This is a genomic window from Streptomyces griseorubiginosus (genome assembly GCF_001514195.1).
GTDB lineage: Bacteria > Actinomycetota > Actinomycetes > Streptomycetales > Streptomycetaceae > Streptomyces > Streptomyces griseorubiginosus.
This window is the reverse complement of record NZ_KQ948742.1, coordinates 202,250-219,188: the sequence shown is the minus strand read 5'-3', so window position 1 is coordinate 219,188 and position 16,939 is coordinate 202,250. Positions and strand designations below refer to the sequence as shown.

General features: G+C 68.8%; 17 protein-coding genes and 1 tRNA gene. 10 read left to right on the top strand and 8 right to left on the bottom strand.

What is annotated here, in order from left to right; all coding sequences use genetic code 11:
• Position 1: 1 nt before the first annotated feature.
• From AQJ54_RS32870 to AQJ54_RS32830, 10 genes are all read left to right on the top strand, one after another.
• Positions 2–1,348 (top strand): FtsK/SpoIIIE domain-containing protein, encoded by a 1,347-nt coding sequence (locus AQJ54_RS32870; protein WP_062243461.1) that lies wholly within the window; start codon positions 2–4, stop codon positions 1,346–1,348.
• A gap of 81 nt (positions 1,349–1,429) precedes the next feature.
• Entirely contained in the window at positions 1,430–1,597 is a 168-nt protein-coding gene (locus AQJ54_RS46235) for a hypothetical protein (RefSeq protein WP_167347982.1), read from the top strand.
• Between the two features lie 78 nt (positions 1,598–1,675).
• On the top strand, positions 1,676–2,323 hold the full coding sequence (locus AQJ54_RS32865; protein WP_062243458.1) for a DUF2637 domain-containing protein: 648 nt from the start codon (positions 1,676–1,678) through the stop codon (positions 2,321–2,323).
• A 19-nt stretch (positions 2,324–2,342) separates the two neighbouring features.
• Complete coding sequence (locus AQJ54_RS32860; RefSeq protein WP_062243455.1) at positions 2,343–2,528, top strand: mobile element transfer protein; 186 nt, start codon at positions 2,343–2,345, stop codon at positions 2,526–2,528.
• A gap of 16 nt (positions 2,529–2,544) precedes the next feature.
• Positions 2,545–2,922 carry a hypothetical protein gene (locus tag AQJ54_RS32855; RefSeq protein WP_248845480.1) on the top strand — a complete coding sequence of 126 codons (378 nt, stop codon included), beginning with the start codon at positions 2,545–2,547 and terminating at the stop codon, positions 2,920–2,922.
• A 95-nt stretch (positions 2,923–3,017) separates the two neighbouring features.
• Positions 3,018–3,203, top strand: a complete 186-nt coding sequence (locus AQJ54_RS32850; RefSeq protein WP_062243454.1) for a hypothetical protein — start codon at positions 3,018–3,020, stop codon at positions 3,201–3,203.
• A 5-nt stretch (positions 3,204–3,208) separates the two neighbouring features.
• Entirely contained in the window at positions 3,209–3,415 is a 207-nt protein-coding gene (locus tag AQJ54_RS32845; protein WP_062243451.1) for a hypothetical protein, read from the top strand.
• Positions 3,416–3,419: 4 nt separating this feature from the next.
• The gene (gene repSA, locus AQJ54_RS32840) at positions 3,420–4,844 is read left to right on the top strand and encodes a replication initiator protein RepSA (protein WP_062243450.1); all 1,425 of its coding nucleotides are present in this window, start codon (positions 3,420–3,422) and stop codon (positions 4,842–4,844) included.
• Positions 4,841–5,026, top strand: coding sequence for a helix-turn-helix domain-containing protein (locus tag AQJ54_RS32835; protein WP_062243448.1), 186 nt, complete (start codon positions 4,841–4,843; stop codon positions 5,024–5,026). Before repSA ends, AQJ54_RS32835 begins: the two co-directional genes overlap by 4 nt.
• Positions 5,026–6,183 (top strand): tyrosine-type recombinase/integrase, encoded by a 1,158-nt coding sequence (locus AQJ54_RS32830; protein WP_062243446.1) that lies wholly within the window; start codon positions 5,026–5,028, stop codon positions 6,181–6,183. The genes AQJ54_RS32835 and AQJ54_RS32830 overlap by 1 nt, the downstream gene beginning before the upstream one ends.
• Positions 6,184–6,238: 55 nt before the next feature.
• On the opposite strand, the gene AQJ54_RS32825 is transcribed toward AQJ54_RS32830, so the two are convergent.
• The 8 genes from AQJ54_RS32825 to dnaN all read right to left on the bottom strand — a co-directional run bounded on the left by AQJ54_RS32825 (position 6,239) and on the right by dnaN (position 16,441).
• Positions 6,239–6,315: transfer RNA gene (locus tag AQJ54_RS32825), tRNA-Ile, on the bottom strand.
• Between the two features lie 135 nt (positions 6,316–6,450).
• Positions 6,451–7,308 carry a DUF3566 domain-containing protein gene (locus AQJ54_RS44025; RefSeq protein ID WP_079070116.1) on the bottom strand — a complete coding sequence of 286 codons (858 nt, stop codon included), beginning with the start codon at positions 7,306–7,308 and terminating at the stop codon, positions 6,451–6,453.
• A gap of 18 nt (positions 7,309–7,326) precedes the next feature.
• Complete coding sequence (gene gyrA, locus AQJ54_RS32815) at positions 7,327–9,924, bottom strand: DNA gyrase subunit A (RefSeq protein WP_062025687.1); 2,598 nt, start codon at positions 9,922–9,924, stop codon at positions 7,327–7,329.
• 42 nt (positions 9,925–9,966) lie between these two features.
• The gene (gyrB, locus tag AQJ54_RS32810; protein ID WP_062025685.1) at positions 9,967–12,039 is read right to left on the bottom strand and encodes a DNA topoisomerase (ATP-hydrolyzing) subunit B; all 2,073 of its coding nucleotides are present in this window, start codon (positions 12,037–12,039) and stop codon (positions 9,967–9,969) included.
• Positions 12,040–12,390: 351 nt separating this feature from the next.
• Positions 12,391–12,987 (bottom strand): DciA family protein, encoded by a 597-nt coding sequence (locus AQJ54_RS32805; RefSeq protein ID WP_248845479.1) that lies wholly within the window; start codon positions 12,985–12,987, stop codon positions 12,391–12,393.
• The gene (recF, locus tag AQJ54_RS32800; protein WP_062025683.1) at positions 12,984–14,105 is read right to left on the bottom strand and encodes a DNA replication/repair protein RecF; all 1,122 of its coding nucleotides are present in this window, start codon (positions 14,103–14,105) and stop codon (positions 12,984–12,986) included. Before recF ends, AQJ54_RS32805 begins: the two co-directional genes overlap by 4 nt.
• Before the next feature lie 105 nt (positions 14,106–14,210).
• The gene (gene gnd / locus AQJ54_RS32795; RefSeq protein WP_062243443.1) at positions 14,211–15,086 is read right to left on the bottom strand and encodes a phosphogluconate dehydrogenase (NAD(+)-dependent, decarboxylating); all 876 of its coding nucleotides are present in this window, start codon (positions 15,084–15,086) and stop codon (positions 14,211–14,213) included.
• A gap of 224 nt (positions 15,087–15,310) precedes the next feature.
• A complete protein-coding gene (gene dnaN / locus AQJ54_RS32790; protein WP_030319564.1) occupies positions 15,311–16,441 on the bottom strand; it encodes a DNA polymerase III subunit beta in 1,131 nt (376 codons plus the stop codon).
• Between the last annotated feature and the right edge of the window lie 498 nt (positions 16,442–16,939).

The following is a 16,939-nucleotide window of genomic DNA, read 5'->3' as shown; positions in this document are numbered from 1 at the left end:
CATGACCGACCTGGTCACCTACGTCGAACTGGCCGGAGCAGCGGCCGGTGCCGGTGGTCTCGGCTACGCCAAGGCTCGCGCACCCCGCGTGTACTGGTCGCTGGTCGGGATGCCGGTCACGTGGGGCCGGTTCACCTGGAACTACAACTCGACGATGGACGTGTGCGGGCTGACCGTGCAGCCGTCCGGCTTCCGGGCCTTCGTCAAGCGCAACGTGGCCCGCAGCGAGGTTCGCCCGGTGCCGCCGAAGATCCGCCGGGTCCGTCCGACCTCGACCGGTCTGCGCATCACCCTGCGTCTGCCTGCTGGCCTGGAGCCTGCCGACATCGCTGCCTCGACGGAGCGTCTGCGGCACGCGTTCGGGGTGCGGTCGGTGACCGTGATGGAGACCAAGCCGGGCTATGTCGAGCTGCGCATGACGGGCTGGGATGTCCTGAACCGGGTGAAGCTGCCGCGTAAGGCGCGGCCTCGTGACCTGGTGGTTCCGGTGGCGTTGCGGGAGGACGGCACGGTCTTCGAGCGGGACTACCGCAAGGTGCCGCACGCCCTCACCCTGGGTGCGAACCAGTCCGGGAAGTCGATGTATCAGCGCAACCTGATCAAGGGGCTGGCACAGTTACCGGTCGCCCTGGTCGGTATCGACTGCAAGCGCGGTGTCGAACAGAACCGCTATGCCTCGCGCCTGTCGGCGCTGGTGACCAGCCCGGATGACGCCGGCAAGCTGATCGACGCGTTGGTCATGGAAATGGAGGAGCGCTTCGATCTCCTCGCCCTCTACGGCGTCTCAGACCTGTGGGAGCTACCCGATCAGGTGCGGCCGGTGCCGCTGGTGGTCCTGGTCGACGAGATCGCGGAACTGTTCTTCGTTACCTCGAAGAAGGATGAGCCGGCCCGCGACAAGACCGTCATGCAACTGGTCCGCCTCGGGCAGATGGCCCGCGCGGTCGGCATCTACCTGGAAGTCTGCGGGCAGCGTTTCGGCTCCGACCTCGGCCGTGGCGCAACCGCCCTGCGTGCCCAGCTCACCGGACGGGTCGTGCACCGCGTCAACGACAAGCAGACCGCCGACATGGGCCTGGGCGACATCGCCCCCGACGCGGTGACCGCGGTGACCACGATCGCCCCGGACCGTCCCGGCATCGCCGTGGCCGGCGACACCACCGGCGGATGGTCCCGCATCCGCACCCCCGAGATCACCCCCGACGAGGCGGCCGCGACCTGCCGCGAGTTCGCCCACCTGGTCCCGGAGCTGCCATTCCTGGCCCCGTTCCGGCCCGTGGGACAGATCACCGTGCCGCCGATGCCGACCACCCCGCCCATGGTCCGGCCCCGGCCCGTCACGGACTAGCACCCCGCTCAACGGTCGGCGTGACCGCCTCGCGCCAGGTCCCTACCCGAGCCATGCCGAAAACCCGTCTGGAGATCGCTCATGGCACGCAAAACCACCCAGCCGAAGACCACGCCCTGTCCGACCTGCAAGGGCACCGGCGAGGTCTCCCGCACCGTCCGCGTCGGCCGCAAACAGCGCGTCGCCGGCGCACAGACCGGGATCTGCCTGGGCTGCCTGGGCGCCGGCGAGATCCCCGCCGACGACTGAACCCCGCCGGGGCCGGGCGGCCGGACACCGCTCCCCGCCCCGCCCCCCGGCCCGACCCCCGCGAAGGAGGTGAAGACCATGCCCCGATCGTTCCGCCCCGACGCTGTCCTGGTTCAGGCCGTGATCGCCGGTGCGTTGTCCTTCGCCCACCTGCACGACCTCGCCGCCGCTGCCGGCCAGAGCGGATGGAAGGCCTGGGCCTACCCGGTCTCCGTCGATCTGCTCCTGGTCGCCGTGTGGCGGCGGCTGCGCACCGAACGCTCAAAGCTGGCCTGGTTCTGGTTCCTGGTCGCCCTCGTTGCCTCGCTGGGCGCGAACATCGCCACCGCTGGGCTTCTCGACCTGGAGCACGTCCCGGCTTGGCTGCGCATCCTCGTCGCCGGCTGGCCCGCACTCGCCTTCCTCGGCGGCACCCTGCTCGCCCACCAACCCGCCTCACATACAAGCGAGTTGGCTCCTGAGCCGGTCTCCAGTCCGGCGCCGGTGATTGACCTCGACCGCCCCGAGCCGGCCACTCCGGCCCCCGAGATTGCCACGCCTGAGCCGGTCCCGGCGCTGCCGGAAGCTCCGGCCCCGCCAGTGCCCCCGGCGCTGGTGGATCACGCCCGGAAGATCGCCGCCGACCATCGCGCCCGGACTGGTGCCGAGATCGACACCGCCACCCTGCGCGCCCGGCTCGGTATCCCCGAAGACCTCGCCGGCGCGATCGTCGCCCAACTCGCCTGACTGAAAAGGAGGTTCAACCGTGCGACCGAACCGCTTCTACGACGTGATCCGCATCGGCCCCGTCCGGGTCGGCACGTTCAACAACGGCCGCGGCCAGACCCGGCACACCGCCGCCTGCACCGCCCCGGAGTGCGGCTTCTCCACTGAACACCGCGACCGCTCCGCCGCCGAACTCGCCGCCCGCACGCACCGCTGCACCGGCTGACAGGGAGGGCCGATCGATGCAGTTACCCGAAGACCAGCTCCGCGCCGGCCACATCCCCGCTGACCTCTACCGGCAGATCCCCAACGGCACGGACATCCGCAAGGTCGTGATCGTCCAAGAGGCTCCCCGCTCCTACAAGGGCCCCATCGTCCTCACCCTGGTCATCGCCACGTCCGCCGTGGTGGTCCTGCTGGTGATCGCCTTCGTGGCTCAGATCGTCGCCGGCGCTGCCGTTGCGGTCCTGTCCGCGACCGGGGGCCTGAGCTACACGATCAACCGCGCCAAGAAACGGGAGTTATCCCACGCGGGCACCCGGCGGCGCTCCCGCGCGCCGCGCAAGCACCACGGACGCCGATCCCGGCCCGTCCGCTCGACGCACCGCCGTTTCAAGTGAAGCCCTCCGGGGCGGCCTCAACCGCCAAGTTTCCGCCGCCCCGGACGGCCCTGCACCACTTCCCGATCTCTCGATCCGAAAGGGCTCCGTCCATCATGCCTGTCCGCCTCACGAACCGCCCGATCTGCCACCACTGCGACGGCTTCCCCGCCGTCTCCATCACCACCGGCGCCCGTCGCCGCGACGGCTCCCGCGCCCTGCTGCGGGTGGTCTGCCCCGTCTGCCAGGGCACCGGCCACGCCCACCACGCCCCCGCCGCCCTCGTCCAGATCGGGAGGTGACGGGCATGTTCCGCAAGCTCCCCGCCGACCTCACCCCGACCGAGGAAAGCCCCGGCCTGCGCGTCAAGGGCGCCACCAAGTACAGCCGCTCTCAGGGCGACTACGTCTGCGGCGGCTGCGGCGCTGAGGACCACGCCAACGGCAACACGGACGTCAAGGCCCTGGTCGACGACTACACCGCCCACCACGGCCCCGCGCACGGCAGGAAGTGACCACGTGAGCGACACCGCCACCATGGCGGGCCTGGACCCGGCCACCCTCGCCGACGTGCTGAGGCTGGCCGGGTCCACCGGCTTCGACCGCATCCAAGACCAGATCCGCCGCACCGGCGGCTGCTCCGACCCCATCCACCTGCAAGGCTCCACCGTCACCCGGGACGCGGTGTCCGGACAGGTCCTGCACACCTACTCGACCGACACCGAGCCCGGTGGGCGGCTCCGGATCGCGTGCGGCAACCGGCGGGCCTCGCGCTGTCCCTCGTGCGCCTGGACCTACGCCGGCGACACCTACCACCTGATCCGCGCCGGGCTCGTCGGTGACCCGGACAAGGGCACCCCGCACACGATCCGGAATCACCCGCGGGTGTTCGCCACCCTCACCGCCCCGAGCTTCGGCCCGGTCCACAACCGCCCCGGAAACCGGCCCTGCCGTTGCGGCACCCGGCACGGCGAGGATGCCCCGGAGCTGGGCACCCCGCTCGATCCGGCTTCGTACGACTACGCGGGCGCGGTGCTGTGGAACAACCACGCCTCCGAGCTGTGGCGGTACTTCACGATCTATCTGCGCCGTGAGATCGCCAAGCGGGCCGGCCTGACGCAGAAGGACGCCAAGGAACAGTCCCGGGTCTCCTTCGGCAAGGTCGCTGAGTACCAAAAGCGCGGGGCCGTGCACTTCCATGCGGTGATCCGCTTCGACGGACCCGCGGGGCCCGACGATCCACCCCCGGCCTGGGCCACCCTCGGCCTGCTCACCGACTCGATCCGGGCTGCCGCTGCCCGCGTCACGGTCGACGTGCCCCCGGCCCGCTACCAGCCAGACCCGAACCAACCCGCGATCACGCAACCGGCCCGCACCCTTCGATGGGGCACACAGCTCGACGTGCAGCCGATTGGCGCCTTCGGACACGGCGAGGAGATCACCGAAGCCGCGGTTGCCTCGTACGTCGCCAAGTACGCCACCAAAGCAGCCGAGACCACCGGCACCGTTGACCGCCGCGTCGGCAACAAGGAAGCCCTGGTGCTCCTCGGAGTCCCGGACCACCCCCGCCGGCTCATTGAGGCCTGCCTGGACCTCCACAAGCTCTACCCGGACCGCAAGCTCCTCGACTGGGCTCACATGCTCGGCTTCCGCGGCCACTTCTCCACCAAGTCCCGCCGCTACTCCACCACCCTCGGCGCCCTCCGGCAGGTCCGCGCCGACTACCGCGCAGCCCAGCACCGCGAAGCCCTCGGCCTGCCCGACCCCGATGACAACCCGGAGGCGACCACGCTCACCCTCGCGCACTGGTCCTACGCCGGCCACGGCCACACCCCCGGCGAATCCTGGCTCGCCGCCAACATCCGCCGCGAGATCCAACACAACCGCGAGACCGCCCGCGACGAACTACCCGCCTTGCTCGACCTGGAAGGAGCCGCCGCATGACCACCGCCACACCCGAACTGCTCAAGGTGCCGGAGGTCATGGCACAGCTCAAGGTGGGCCGGTCCAAGGTCTACGACCTGATCCGTACGCACCGCCTTGTCTCGCTCAAGATCGATGGTTGCCGACGCATTCCGGCTGAAGCCGTGCGGGACTTCATCGACGGCCGGCTGGGGGAGAACTGATGGCTAAGCGACGCCCCAACGGCGGAGGAACGATCACCAAGCGCGCTGACGGCCGGTACCAGGGTGCCGCGTACGTCACCGACACCGAGGGCAACCGCGTCCGGAAGTACGTCTACGGGGCCACCTGGGACGAAGCCGCTGAGAAGCTCGGCAAGCTCCAAGACCAGGAGCGCAACGGCATCCCGGTGCCGTCCCGATCCTGGAGCCTTGGGGAGTGGCTGGCCTACTGGCTGGAGCACATCGTGAAGCCGGATCGCGAGCACAACACGTACGTCAAGTACGAGTCGAAGGTACGGCTCTACCTCGTGCCTCACCTCGGCAAGAAGCCCATGGTCAAGCTTTCGCCGGCGCAGATCCGCACGTGCATGGCCGCGTTGACGCGCGAGAAGGTTCCCGCGGCTACCCGCTTCGAGGTGCTACGGACCCTTCGGAACGCCCTGAACCGCGCTGTCCGAGAGGAACTGCTGACGCGCAACGTCGCGCTGCTGGTCGACATGCCCAAGGTCAGCAAGGACAAGGGACGGGCCTGGAGTGCCCGTGAGGCGATCAGCTTCCTGCGGACCGCCCGTGCCCACCGCTTCTACGCGGCCTGCGTTCTGATCCTCGTGCTCGGCCTCCGCCGGAGCGAGGTGCTGGGCCTGCGCTGGCAAGACATCGACTTCGAGAACCGACAGTTCACCCCGACCAAGCAGGTACAGCGGGAGAAGGGCGTAGGACTGATCCTCAAAGACCTCAAGACCGATTCCTCGACGGCCGTTCTCCCGCTCCCGGAGTTCTGCGCCCGCGCCCTGGAAGAGCGCCGGGAACTGCAAGATCTAGAGCGGCAGATCGTTGGGGACTCCTGGGAGCAGGCACCGGACCATGACGTGATCTTCTCGTCGGAGCGTGGCGGGCTGACCGATCCGGTGGGCTTCTCCCGCGCCTTCAACGCCCTGGTGAAGCGGGCCGGCGTGCGTCGGATCACAGTGCGGCTCGCCCGGCACACATGCGGGACCCTGCTCGCCTTCCTGAAGGTGCACCCCAAGGTCGCTCAGACGATCCTCAGGCATAGCCAGATCAGCATGACCATGGACGTCTACACGCACGTGGTCGGCTCCGACCAGCGCGAGGCAACCGAGATGCTCGCCGAACTCCTGGAAGATCAAATCATCGGCTGATGTCAGCCGTGGATGTCAAAGACCCCCAAGCGTGATCGCCTGGGGGTCTTTTCGCTGGTGGGGCTAACAGGATTTGAACCTGTGGCCTCATCCTTATCAGGGATGCGCTCTAACCAACTGAGCTATAGCCCCGCCGCGCTTTGCGGGGTGTGTCCCGCGCGCTGACTCCTGAAGATTAGCGCACGACGTGGGCAGTCCCAAAATCGGTTCCTTCAGGACCGCCCCCACAGGTTTGAAGCCAGTTCGGAAGCCAGGTTTGAAGCCGGGTCACTCGTCCTCGGCCAGCGTCAGCTCGACGCCGCCGACGAAGCCCGCGGAGAGGTTGTAGATGAACGCGCCGAGGGTCGCGAGAGCCGTCGCGAGGACGACGTCGATGACCGCGATGATCGACGTGAACATCAGGACGTTCGGCAGGGAGAGAAATGCCTGGAGGTCGAAGCCGTTCGACTCGTTCGAGCCGGTCGCCTCGGAGATCGTCCCGCCGACCGTCGAGAAGACGCCCATCGCGTCCATGACCATCCACAGCACTGCGGCCGCGACGATCGTGCAGATGCCGAGTGCGATGGAGAGCAGGAAGCTGACTTTCATGACGGACCACGGGTCGGCCTTGGCCACCCGCAGACGTGCTTTGCGTGTACGGGGCACGGTGCGCGCCCCCGTCCGCGGGCGCCGTACGGCACCGGCCGGGGCGGCCTGTGTCGGGTAGGCCTGCGGCGGGTGATACGGACCGGACTGCTGCTGCGGCTGCCGTTCCCCCGGCAGCGGAGAAGGCGAAGCCTGAGCCGCGGGCTGCGGCTGGGCCGCCGCCTGGGGCGGTGCGGCGGGCGCCGTCGGCCGGGCCGGCGGCTGGGTGTCCGTCACAGGTCCCCCCTGGGATCCATGCGTCTCGGGCGAGCGCGGCGGGGTCGCGGGCGGCTTGATCGCCTTGAGCTGAGTCGTGTGCGTGTCCACGGTGTTCGGTTCTGTCGGATGCGGGGTCGTGCCGCGCGTGTCTGCTCCGGGCGCCTCCGGGCCCCGTGCGTCCGACGCACGCGCGGCGGAGCCACGGCCGCCGCCGTCGGCCTCCGTGCCGGGGGTGGACCCCGTAGAGGTTCCGGTCGATCCGGCGCCCGTGGCTCCGCTCACGATGACTCTCTCCTCGTGCTACTCGGCCGAGGGCGACTCACCCTCGTCCGTGCCGATGGTCTCGGCGGCACCCTCGGCGGTCTCGTCGTCGGCCACATCGCCGTCGACCTCCTCCGCCTCGCGTCCCGCCTCGGCGTTACGAGCGATGCCGACGACGGCATCGCGCTTGCCCAGGTTGATCAGTTGGACGCCCATGGTGTCACGGCCCGTCTCCCTGACTCCGTTGACTCGCGTACGAATCACACCGCCGGACAGCGTGATGGCGAGGATCTCGTCGGTCTCCTCGACCACCAGCGCTCCGACGAGCGATCCGCGGTCCTCCACGATCTTGGCAGCCTTGATACCGAGGCCGCCGCGACCCTGGACGCGGTACTCGTCGACAGGGGTGCGCTTCGCGTACCCGCCGTCCGTAGCAGTGAACACGAACGTACCGGGTCGAACAACATTCATCGAGAGCAGCTCGTCGCCCTCGCGGAAGCTCATACCCTTCACACCCGAGGTCGCGCGGCCCATGGGACGCAGGGTGTCGTCCGAGGCCGTGAACCTGATCGATTGCGCCTTCTTGCTGATCAGAAGCAGATCGCTGTCGGCCGAGACCAGTTCGGCGCCGATCAGTTCGTCGTCCGAACCGTCCTCGCGCTCCCGCAGGTTGATGGCGATGACGCCACCGGAACGCGGAGAGTCGTAATCCTTCAGTGATGTCTTCTTGACCAGACCCGCCTTGGTGGCGAGCACCAGGTAGGGCGCCGCGTCGTAGTCGCGGATCGCGAGGATCTCGGCGATCGCCTCGTCCGGCTGGAAGGCCAGCAGGTTGGCGACGTGCTGTCCGCGCGCGTCCCGGCCGGCGTCCGGCAGCTCGTACGCCTTCGCGCGGTAGACGCGGCCCTTGTTGGTGAAGAACAGCAGCCAGTGGTGGGTGGTGGACACGAAGAAGTGGTCGACGATGTCGTCTTCCTTGAGCTTCGTGCCGCGCACGCCCTTGCCGCCGCGCTTCTGGGCGCGGTAGTCGACGGTCTTGGTGCGCTTGACGTAACCGCCGCGCGTGACCGTGACGACGATGTCCTCCTCGGCGATGAGGTCCTCGATGGACATGTCGCCGTCGTAGGGCACCAGCATGGTCTTGCGGTCGTCGCCGTACTTCTCGACGATCGCGGCGAGTTCGGCGCTCACGATGCCGCGCTGGCGGACCGGCGAGGCCAGGATCTCGTTGTACTCGGTGATCTTCGCCTGGAGTTCGTCGTGCTCCTGGATGATCTTCTGGCGCTCCAGGGCGGCGAGCCGGCGCAGCTGCATCTCGAGGATGGCGTTGGCCTGGATCTCGTCGATCTGGAGGAGGTCCATCAGGCCCGTACGCGCAATGTCGACCGTGTCGCTGGCCCGGATCAGCGCGATGACCTCGTCGATGGCGTCCAGGGCCTTCAGGAGGCCGCGCAGGATGTGCGCCCGCTCCTCGGCCTTGCGCAGCCTGAAGCGCGTACGGCGGACGATGACCTCGATCTGGTGCGCCACCCAGTGCCGGATGAACGCGTCCAGGGACAGGGTCCTCGGCACGCCGTCGACGAGCGCCAGCATGTTGGCGCCGAAGTTCGACTGGAGGTCCGTGTGCTTGTACAGGTTGTTGAGGACCACCTTGGCGACCGCGTCGCGCTTGAGCACGATCACGAGCCGCTGGCCCGTGCGCGACGACGTCTCGTCGCGGACGTCCGCGATGCCGCCGACCTTGCCGTCCTTGACCAGGTCGGCGATCTTCTGCGCGAGGTTGTCGGGGTTGGTCTGGTACGGCAGTTCCGTGACCACCAGGCACTGGCGGTTCTGGATCTCCTCGACCTCGACGACCGCGCGCATGGTGATCGAGCCGCGGCCCGTGCGGTACGCCTCCTCGATGCCCTTGCGGCCGACCACCAGGGCGCCGGTCGGGAAGTCGGGGCCCTTGATGCGCTCCATGAGGGCGTCAAGGAGCTCCTCGTGGGAGGCCTCGGGGTTCTCCAGGTACCACTGGGCGCCGGCCGCGACCTCGCGCAGGTTGTGCGGCGGGATGTTGGTGGCCATGCCGACCGCGATACCGGCAGAGCCGTTGATCAGCAGGTTCGGGAAGCGGGCCGGCAGGACGGTCGGCTCCTGGGAGCGGCCGTCGTAGTTGTCCGTGAAGTCGACGGTCTCCTCGTCGATGTCCCGGACCATCTCCATGGACAGCGGCGCCATCTTGCACTCGGTGTACCGCATGGCGGCCGCCGGGTCGTTGCCCGGGGAGCCGAAGTTGCCGTTGGAGTCCACCAGCGGCATCCGCATCGACCACGGCTGGGCGAGGCGCACCAGGGCATCGTAGATCGAGGAGTCGCCGTGCGGGTGGTAGTTGCCCATGACGTCGCCGACCACGCGCGCGCACTTGTAGAAGCCGCGCTCGGGGCGGTAGCCGCCGTCGTACATGGCGTACAGCACGCGGCGGTGGACGGGCTTGAGTCCGTCCCGGACGTCGGGCAGCGCGCGGGACACGATGACGGACATCGCGTAGTCGAGGTACGAACGCTGCATCTCCGTCTCGAGCCCGACGGGCTCGACACGCATCGCGACTTCGCCGCCCTCTTCCGGGGTGACGGGAGTGTTCTCGTCGGCCATTGCGGGTGAAGATCCTTCCTGGTGCGGTCAGCTGAGACCGACTCAGATGTCGAGGAAGCGGACGTCCTTGGCGTTGCGCTGGATGAACTGGCGGCGGGCCTCGACGTCCTCGCCCATCAGGACGGAGAACAGGTCGTCGGCCTGGGCGGCGTCGTCGAGGGTGACCTGGCCGAGGACGCGGTGCTCCTGGTCCATGGTCGTCACGCGCAGCTCCTCGGCGTTCATCTCGCCGAGGCCCTTGAAGCGCTGGATGGAGTCCTCGCGGACCCGCTTGCCACGCTGGCGGCCCATCTCGATCAGGGCGTCGCGCTCACGGTCGGAGTACGCGTACTCGACGTCGTCCCGGCCCCACTTGATCTTGTAGAGCGGAGGACGGGACAGGTACACGTGCCCGGCCTCGACCAGCGGCCGCATGAAGCGGAACAGGAAGGTCAGCAGCAGGGTGGAGATGTGCTGGCCGTCGACGTCGGCGTCCGCCATCAGGATGATCTTGTGATAGCGCAGCTTCTCGATGTCGAAGTCCTCGTGGACCCCGGTGCCGAAGGCCGAGATCAGCGCCTGGATCTCCTGGTTCTGGAGGATCTTGTCGATCCGCGCCTTCTCGACGTTCAGGATCTTGCCGCGGATCGGGAGGATCGCCTGGTACTCCGGGTTCCGGCCGGACTTGGCGGAGCCGCCGGCGGAGTCACCCTCGACGATGAAGATCTCGCACTTGGTGGGGTCGTTCGACTGGCAGTCGGAGAGCTTGCCCGGCAGGGACGCGGTCTCCAGCAGGCCCTTGCGGCGGGTCAGGTCGCGGGCCTTGCGGGCCGCCACGCGCGCGGTGGCCGCCTGGATCGACTTGCGGATGATGTCCGCGGCCTCGACGGGGTTGCGGTCCAGCCAGTCGGTGAGGTGCTCGTAGACGACCTTCTGGACGAAGGTCTTCACCTCGGTGTTGCCCAGCTTCGTCTTGGTCTGACCCTCGAACTGCGGCTCGCCCAGCTTCACCGAGATGATCGCGGTCAGACCCTCGCGGATGTCGTCACCCGTGAGGTTGTCGTCCTTGTCGCGCAGCAGCTTCTTGTCGCGCGCGTACTTGTTGATCAGCGAGGTGAGCGCCGCGCGGAAGCCCTCCTCGTGGGTGCCGCCCTCATGCGTGTGGATGATGTTGGCGAAGGAGTAGACGCCCTCGCTGTAACTGCTGTTCCACTGCATGGCGAGCTCGACGGACAGGTTCTTGTCCTTGTCCTCGGCCTCGAGGTCGACGATCGTCGGGTGCACCACGTCTCCCTTGCGGGAGTTGAGGTACTTCACGAAGTCGACGATGCCGCCCTCGTAGTGGTAGTCGACCGACTTGACCTCGGCGCTCTCGTCCGCGCCCGCCTCGTCCGCGCCGGACGTCGCCTTGGCCGACTCGCGCTCGTCAGTGAGTTTGATCCTCAAACCCTTGTTGAGGAACGCCATCTCCTGGAAGCGCCGCGAGAGCGTCTCGAAGGAGTAGTCGGTGGTCTCGAAGATGTCCGGGTCCGCCCAGAAGGTCACCGAGGTGCCGTGCTCGTCCGTGGCCTCGTGCTGGGCCAGCGGGGCCGTCGGCACACCCAGCTTGTAGTCCTGCGTCCAGCGGTATCCGTCGGTCTTGATCTCGACGGCCACCTTGGTCGACAGCGCGTTCACCACGGACACGCCCACGCCGTGCAGACCGCCGGAGACCGCGTAGCCGCCACCGCCGAACTTGCCGCCCGCGTGCAGCACGGTGAGCACGACCTCGACGGCCGGCTTGCCCTCGGAGGGGACGATGCCGACCGGGATACCGCGGCCGTTGTCGACGACCCGGACCCCGCCGTCGGGGAGGATCGTCACGTCGATGGTGTCCGCGTGACCCGCCAGCGCCTCGTCGACGGAGTTGTCGACGACCTCCTGCACCAGGTGGTGCAGGCCGCGCTCGCCGGTCGAGCCGATGTACATACCGGGTCGCTTGCGGACCGCGTCCAGACCCTCGAGGACGGTGATGGCGCTGGCGTCGTACGAGGCGGTTACCTCGCCGACCGCTGAACTCGCCTCGGCGTCGGTGGACGGAATGTTCTCGTTGGGGTTGCCGGAATCGGCCACGAAGCGCCCTTTCTGGCACAGCACGAGCCGGGCTCGTCGGCGGGTTGCCGGAGCGGCTGCGGCATGTTGCGTTGGTAAGCCTTGATCAGCGTTGCTCAGCGTCTCCCGGGCGGTCCCCACGTTTGGGGCGGGATTGGCTTCCAGTCTACCGGTAGCGCCGACAGTGATGGGGGTTTGCCGGTACCTGAGTCCTCATGTGCCGCCCTCAACCGGCGTCTTCCGGGTCCCCATATACGGAGCGGGGCTCCAAGAGGCTCACAGCGGCACTCAGCGCTTTCGGCCGTCAACCCTTTGCTACTTGGGAGTCAGGTCGTCGTTCGCATCCGCGTGCAGTGCCATGGTGTCTGCGTGATCGCTGTCGTTGCGTGACGTAAGTCACCTGTAGGGATCGCCGGGTCGGCTGCTGCCCGGGGCCCGCAGAGGGCCGAAACTGCGCGCGGGGCCGCCGGGACCCAGCACCTTGATCAGCTGCACCGTGCCGTGACCCAGATCCTCGTTGAGCCGCGCGACCAGGCTCGGGGCGAGCCGCCGCACCTCGGTCGCCCACACCGGCGAATCGCACTGCACGACCAGGACCCGCTCGTCCTCGTCGTACCGCTGGGGCGTGCAGTGGTCGGCGAGCTTCTCCCCGACGATCTGCGGCCACCGCCCCATCACCCCGCCCACCGCGGCGGGCGCCTCCCAGCCCCGCTCGGTGATCAACCGGTTGATGGCGGCACCGAACGCCATGGGGTCGCGCCCGTCGGCGTGCGCGCCGGAGCGCAGCCCGCCCCCGCGCCGCGCCTGCCGCTTCTGCTGCGCCGCGTCCCCACGCGCGCGTGCCTGCTCCTTCGCGGCCCGCAGCGCCACGCGCGCGAGGTCGACGCCGGAGGGCTCGGCGGGCTTGGGGCGCTCGGCGCCCTGGGCAGGTCCGGTGCTCCCGGCGCTTCCCGCGCCCCCGGCGCCCTCGATCGGAGACCGTTCGTCGCTCATACGCGCTCCACCGACCCCTCCGACACGGCGTACCGCGTCCCCGCCAGCACGTGCGGCACGTCGTCGTCGACCGCCGCCGTCACCAGCACCTGCTCACCCGGCGCCACCAGCTCGGCCAGCCGCTCCCGGCGCCGGGCGTCGAGCTCGGCGAACACGTCGTCGAGGATCAGCACCGGCTCGTTCCCCTCCGCGCGGAGCAGGTCGTACGACGCGAGACGCAGCGCCAGCGCGTACGACCAGGACTCGCCGTGCGAGGCGTATCCCTTGGCGGGAAGCTGACCGAGTTTGAGATTCACATCGTCCCGGTGAGGGCCCACCAGGGTCACGCCCCGCTCGATCTCCTGCTTGCGCACCTCCGCCAGCGCGGCCATCAGCTGCTCGAAGAGATCCTCACGGGTGTGTGCCTCACCCGGTGCGGACGGCTTGTACTCCAAGGCGACCGGGCCGCCGCCGGGAGCCAGCTGCTCGTACGCCTTGTCGGCCAGCGGCTGGAGCGCGGCGATCAGGTCCAGGCGCCGGTCGAGCAGCTCGGCACCCGCGCGCGCGAGGTGCTGGTCCCATACGTCGAGAGTGGACAGGTCCATCGAGCGGCCGCCGTGCCGCCGCGCGAGGGCCGCCGACTTCAGCAAGGTGTTGCGCTGCTTGAGGACACGCTCGTAGTCGGAGCGCACCCCCGCCATGCGCGGGGAGCGGGCGGTGATCAGCTCGTCGAGGAAGCGGCGCCGCTCACCGGGGTCCCCCTTGACGAGCGCGAGGTCCTCCGGCGCGAACAGCACGGTCCGCACGATCCCCAGCACATCACGCGGCCTGACCTGCGACGACCTGTTGATACGGGCCCGGTTCGCCTTGCCCGGGTTCAGCTCCAGCTCGACCAGCTGCTGCCGGTCACCCTGTCTGACCTGCGCCCGGACGATCGCCCGGTCGGCCCCCATACGGACCAGAGGCGCATCGGAGGCGACCCGGTGGCTGCCGAGGGTGGCGAGATAGCCGATCGCCTCGACCAGGTTCGTCTTGCCCTGCCCGTTGGGGCCCACGAACGCGGTGACGCCCGGATCGAGCGGAACCTCGACCCGAGCGTACGAGCGGAAGTCGGCCAGCGACAGATGCGTGACGTGCATGGTCGGGCGCCGACCTCCCCCAGCTTGTGGACTACGAACAGCCCTCTTGTGGACCGTGCCTCTTATGGGCTGTCCTCTTGTGGACCGTGCGAACAGCCCTGTGGATTACTTCGTCTCGACCGCGTGGCCGCCGAACTGGTTGCGCAGCGCCGCGATCATCTTCATCTGCGGCGAGTCGTCCTGGCGGGACGCGAACCGCGCGAACAGGGACGCGGTGATCGCCGGCAGCGGCACCGCGTGGTCGATGGCGGCCTCCACGGTCCACCGGCCCTCGCCGGAGTCCTGTGCGAAACCGCGCAGCTTGTCCAGGTGCTCGTCCTCGTCAAGGGCGTTGACCGCGAGGTCGAGGAGCCAGGAACGGATGACCGTGCCCTCCTGCCAGGAGCGGAACACCTCCCGGACGTCGGTCACGGAGTCCACCTTCTCCAGGAGCTCCCAGCCCTCGGCGTAGGCCTGCATCATCGCGTACTCGATGCCGTTGTGGACCATCTTCGCGAAGTGGCCCGCGCCGACCTTGCCGGCGTGCACCGCGCCCGCGTCGCCCTTGGGCTTGAGGGCGTCGAAGACCGGCTGCACCTTGGCGACGTTCTCCGCGTCGCCGCCGTACATCAGCGCATAGCCGTTCTCCAGGCCCCACACGCCGCCGGAGACACCGCAGTCGACGAAACCTATGCCCTTGGCCGCCAGCTCCTCGGCGTGCTTCTCGTCGTCCGTCCAGCGGGAGTTCCCGCCGTCCACCACGACGTCACCGGGCTCAAGGAGCTCGGCCAGCTCGTCGATGGTCGCCTGCGTCGGCGCCCCGGCCGGGACCATCACCCACACGACCCGCGGGCCCTGCAACGCGTCCACAAGCTCCTTCAGGCTGTGGACATCCGCGAGGTCCGGGTTGCGGTCGTATCCGATCACGGTGTGGCCTGCGCGGCGGATCCGCTCGCGCATGTTGCCGCCCATCTTGCCGAGGCCGACGAGACCGAGCTCCATCAGTGGTTCCTTAGGTAGCTGTGACGTGTGGGGCACTCTGGTACCCACGTACGAGCCTAAACCCGGACGCTCACGCACACCTGTGGGCATACGCGCTCAAACGTATGCCCCGACCTGCGGGTTCTCCGACGGGTCAGCCGCTCAGCCGCACCGGCATACTGCGATCTTGTGGGGGACGACCCCCACACCCCCAGCAGCCGTCCAGCCCGGGTCGGTCGGCAACGTCAGCCGCTCAGCCGCACCGGCATGATCAGGTACTTGTAGGCCTCGTCCGCCTCCGCGTCCAGGGCCGGCTTGCCGCTGAGCAGCGCCGGCTTGGTGGACGTCGTGAAGGACAGCTGGGCCACCGGGGAGTCGATGGCGCTCAGGCCGTCCAGCAGGAAGGTCGGGTTGAAGGCGATCGAGATGTCGTCGCCCTCCAACTGGGCGTCCACCCTTTCCACAGCCTGTGCGTCGTCGCTGGAACCGGCCTCCAGGATCAGCACGCCCTGCTCGAAGCTCAGCCGCACCGGGGTGTTGCGCTCGGCGACCAGGGCCACACGCTTGACGGCCTCGACGAAGGGCGCGGTCTCGATCACCGCGACGGAGTTGAACTCCGTCGGGAACAGCGTGCGGTACTTCGGCAGGTCGCCCTCGAGCAGTCGGGTCGTCGTACGGCGGCCCGCGCCCTCGAAACCGATCAGGCCCTCGCCGGCACCGGAACCGGAGAGCGCCAGGATGACGCTGTCGCCGCTCGTGAGCGCCTTGGCGGTGTCCAGGAGCGTCTTGGCGGGCACCAGGGCCACCGCGGACGCCTCGGGGTTCTCCGGCTTCCACAGGAACTCACGGACCGCGAAGCGGTAGCGGTCGGTGGACGCCAGGGTGACGGTGTCGCCCTCGATCTCGATGCGCACACCGGTCAGCACGGGCAGCGTGTCGTCGCGGCCCGCCGCGATGGCCACCTGGGAGGCGGCGGAGGCGAAGACCTCACCGGGCACGGTGCCGGTCGCACTCGGCATCTGCGGCAGCGACGGGTACTCCTCCACAGGCAGGGTGTGGAGTGTGAACCGCGAGGAGCCGCAGACCACGGTCGCCCGTACACCGTCTGTGGAAATCTCCACCGGGCGGTTGGGCAGGGCGCGGCAGATGTCGGCGAGCAGGCGGCCGGAGACCAGCACCGTGCCCTCCTCCTCGACCTCGGCCTCCACCGAGACCCGCGCGGAGACCTCGTAGTCGAAGCTGGACAGGCTCAGCTGGCCTTCCTCGGCCTTCAGGAGAAGGCCGGCGAGGACCGGCGCCGGCGGACGGGCCGGGAGGCTGCGCGCCGCCCAGGCAACTGCCTCCGCGAGTACGTCGCGTTCCACCCGGATCTTCACTGTTGCCGCCTCCTGCTGTTGCCGGCGCTGCTCGGCCTGCCTGGCTTCGTCGTCTGTCTCGGTGTCGTCGGCCCCGGTGACGGGAAGGACACCGGGGAACAGTCTGACGCACCCCACTGACAGTAGGTGCCTCTCGGGGTCAAGTCGTGACGAGGGGCAGTCGGGCACCGGAGAGCGAGTTGTGCACAGGGCCTCCTTCGAAACGGATTCCCAGCTCTCTCTAGTTGTCAGTAGTAGTAGGGGCTGTGGATACCGTGGATAACCCCGTTTTCCCAGCTCAGAGGGGAAATTTTGTCCACGGACCCTGTGGGCGACACCGGTGGACAACTGGGCGTCTCTGTGGAGAACAGAAAGTTCTGCACACTCCGTGCACAGCCTGAGGCGACTTCTCCCCAACGCCGTCCCCAGCTTTACCCACGTTTCCCACAGCCCAACCCGGCACCTTCGTGTGACGCCTTTCACTCGACCCGGTGATCAGGCGCGTCACGTTGCCGAACA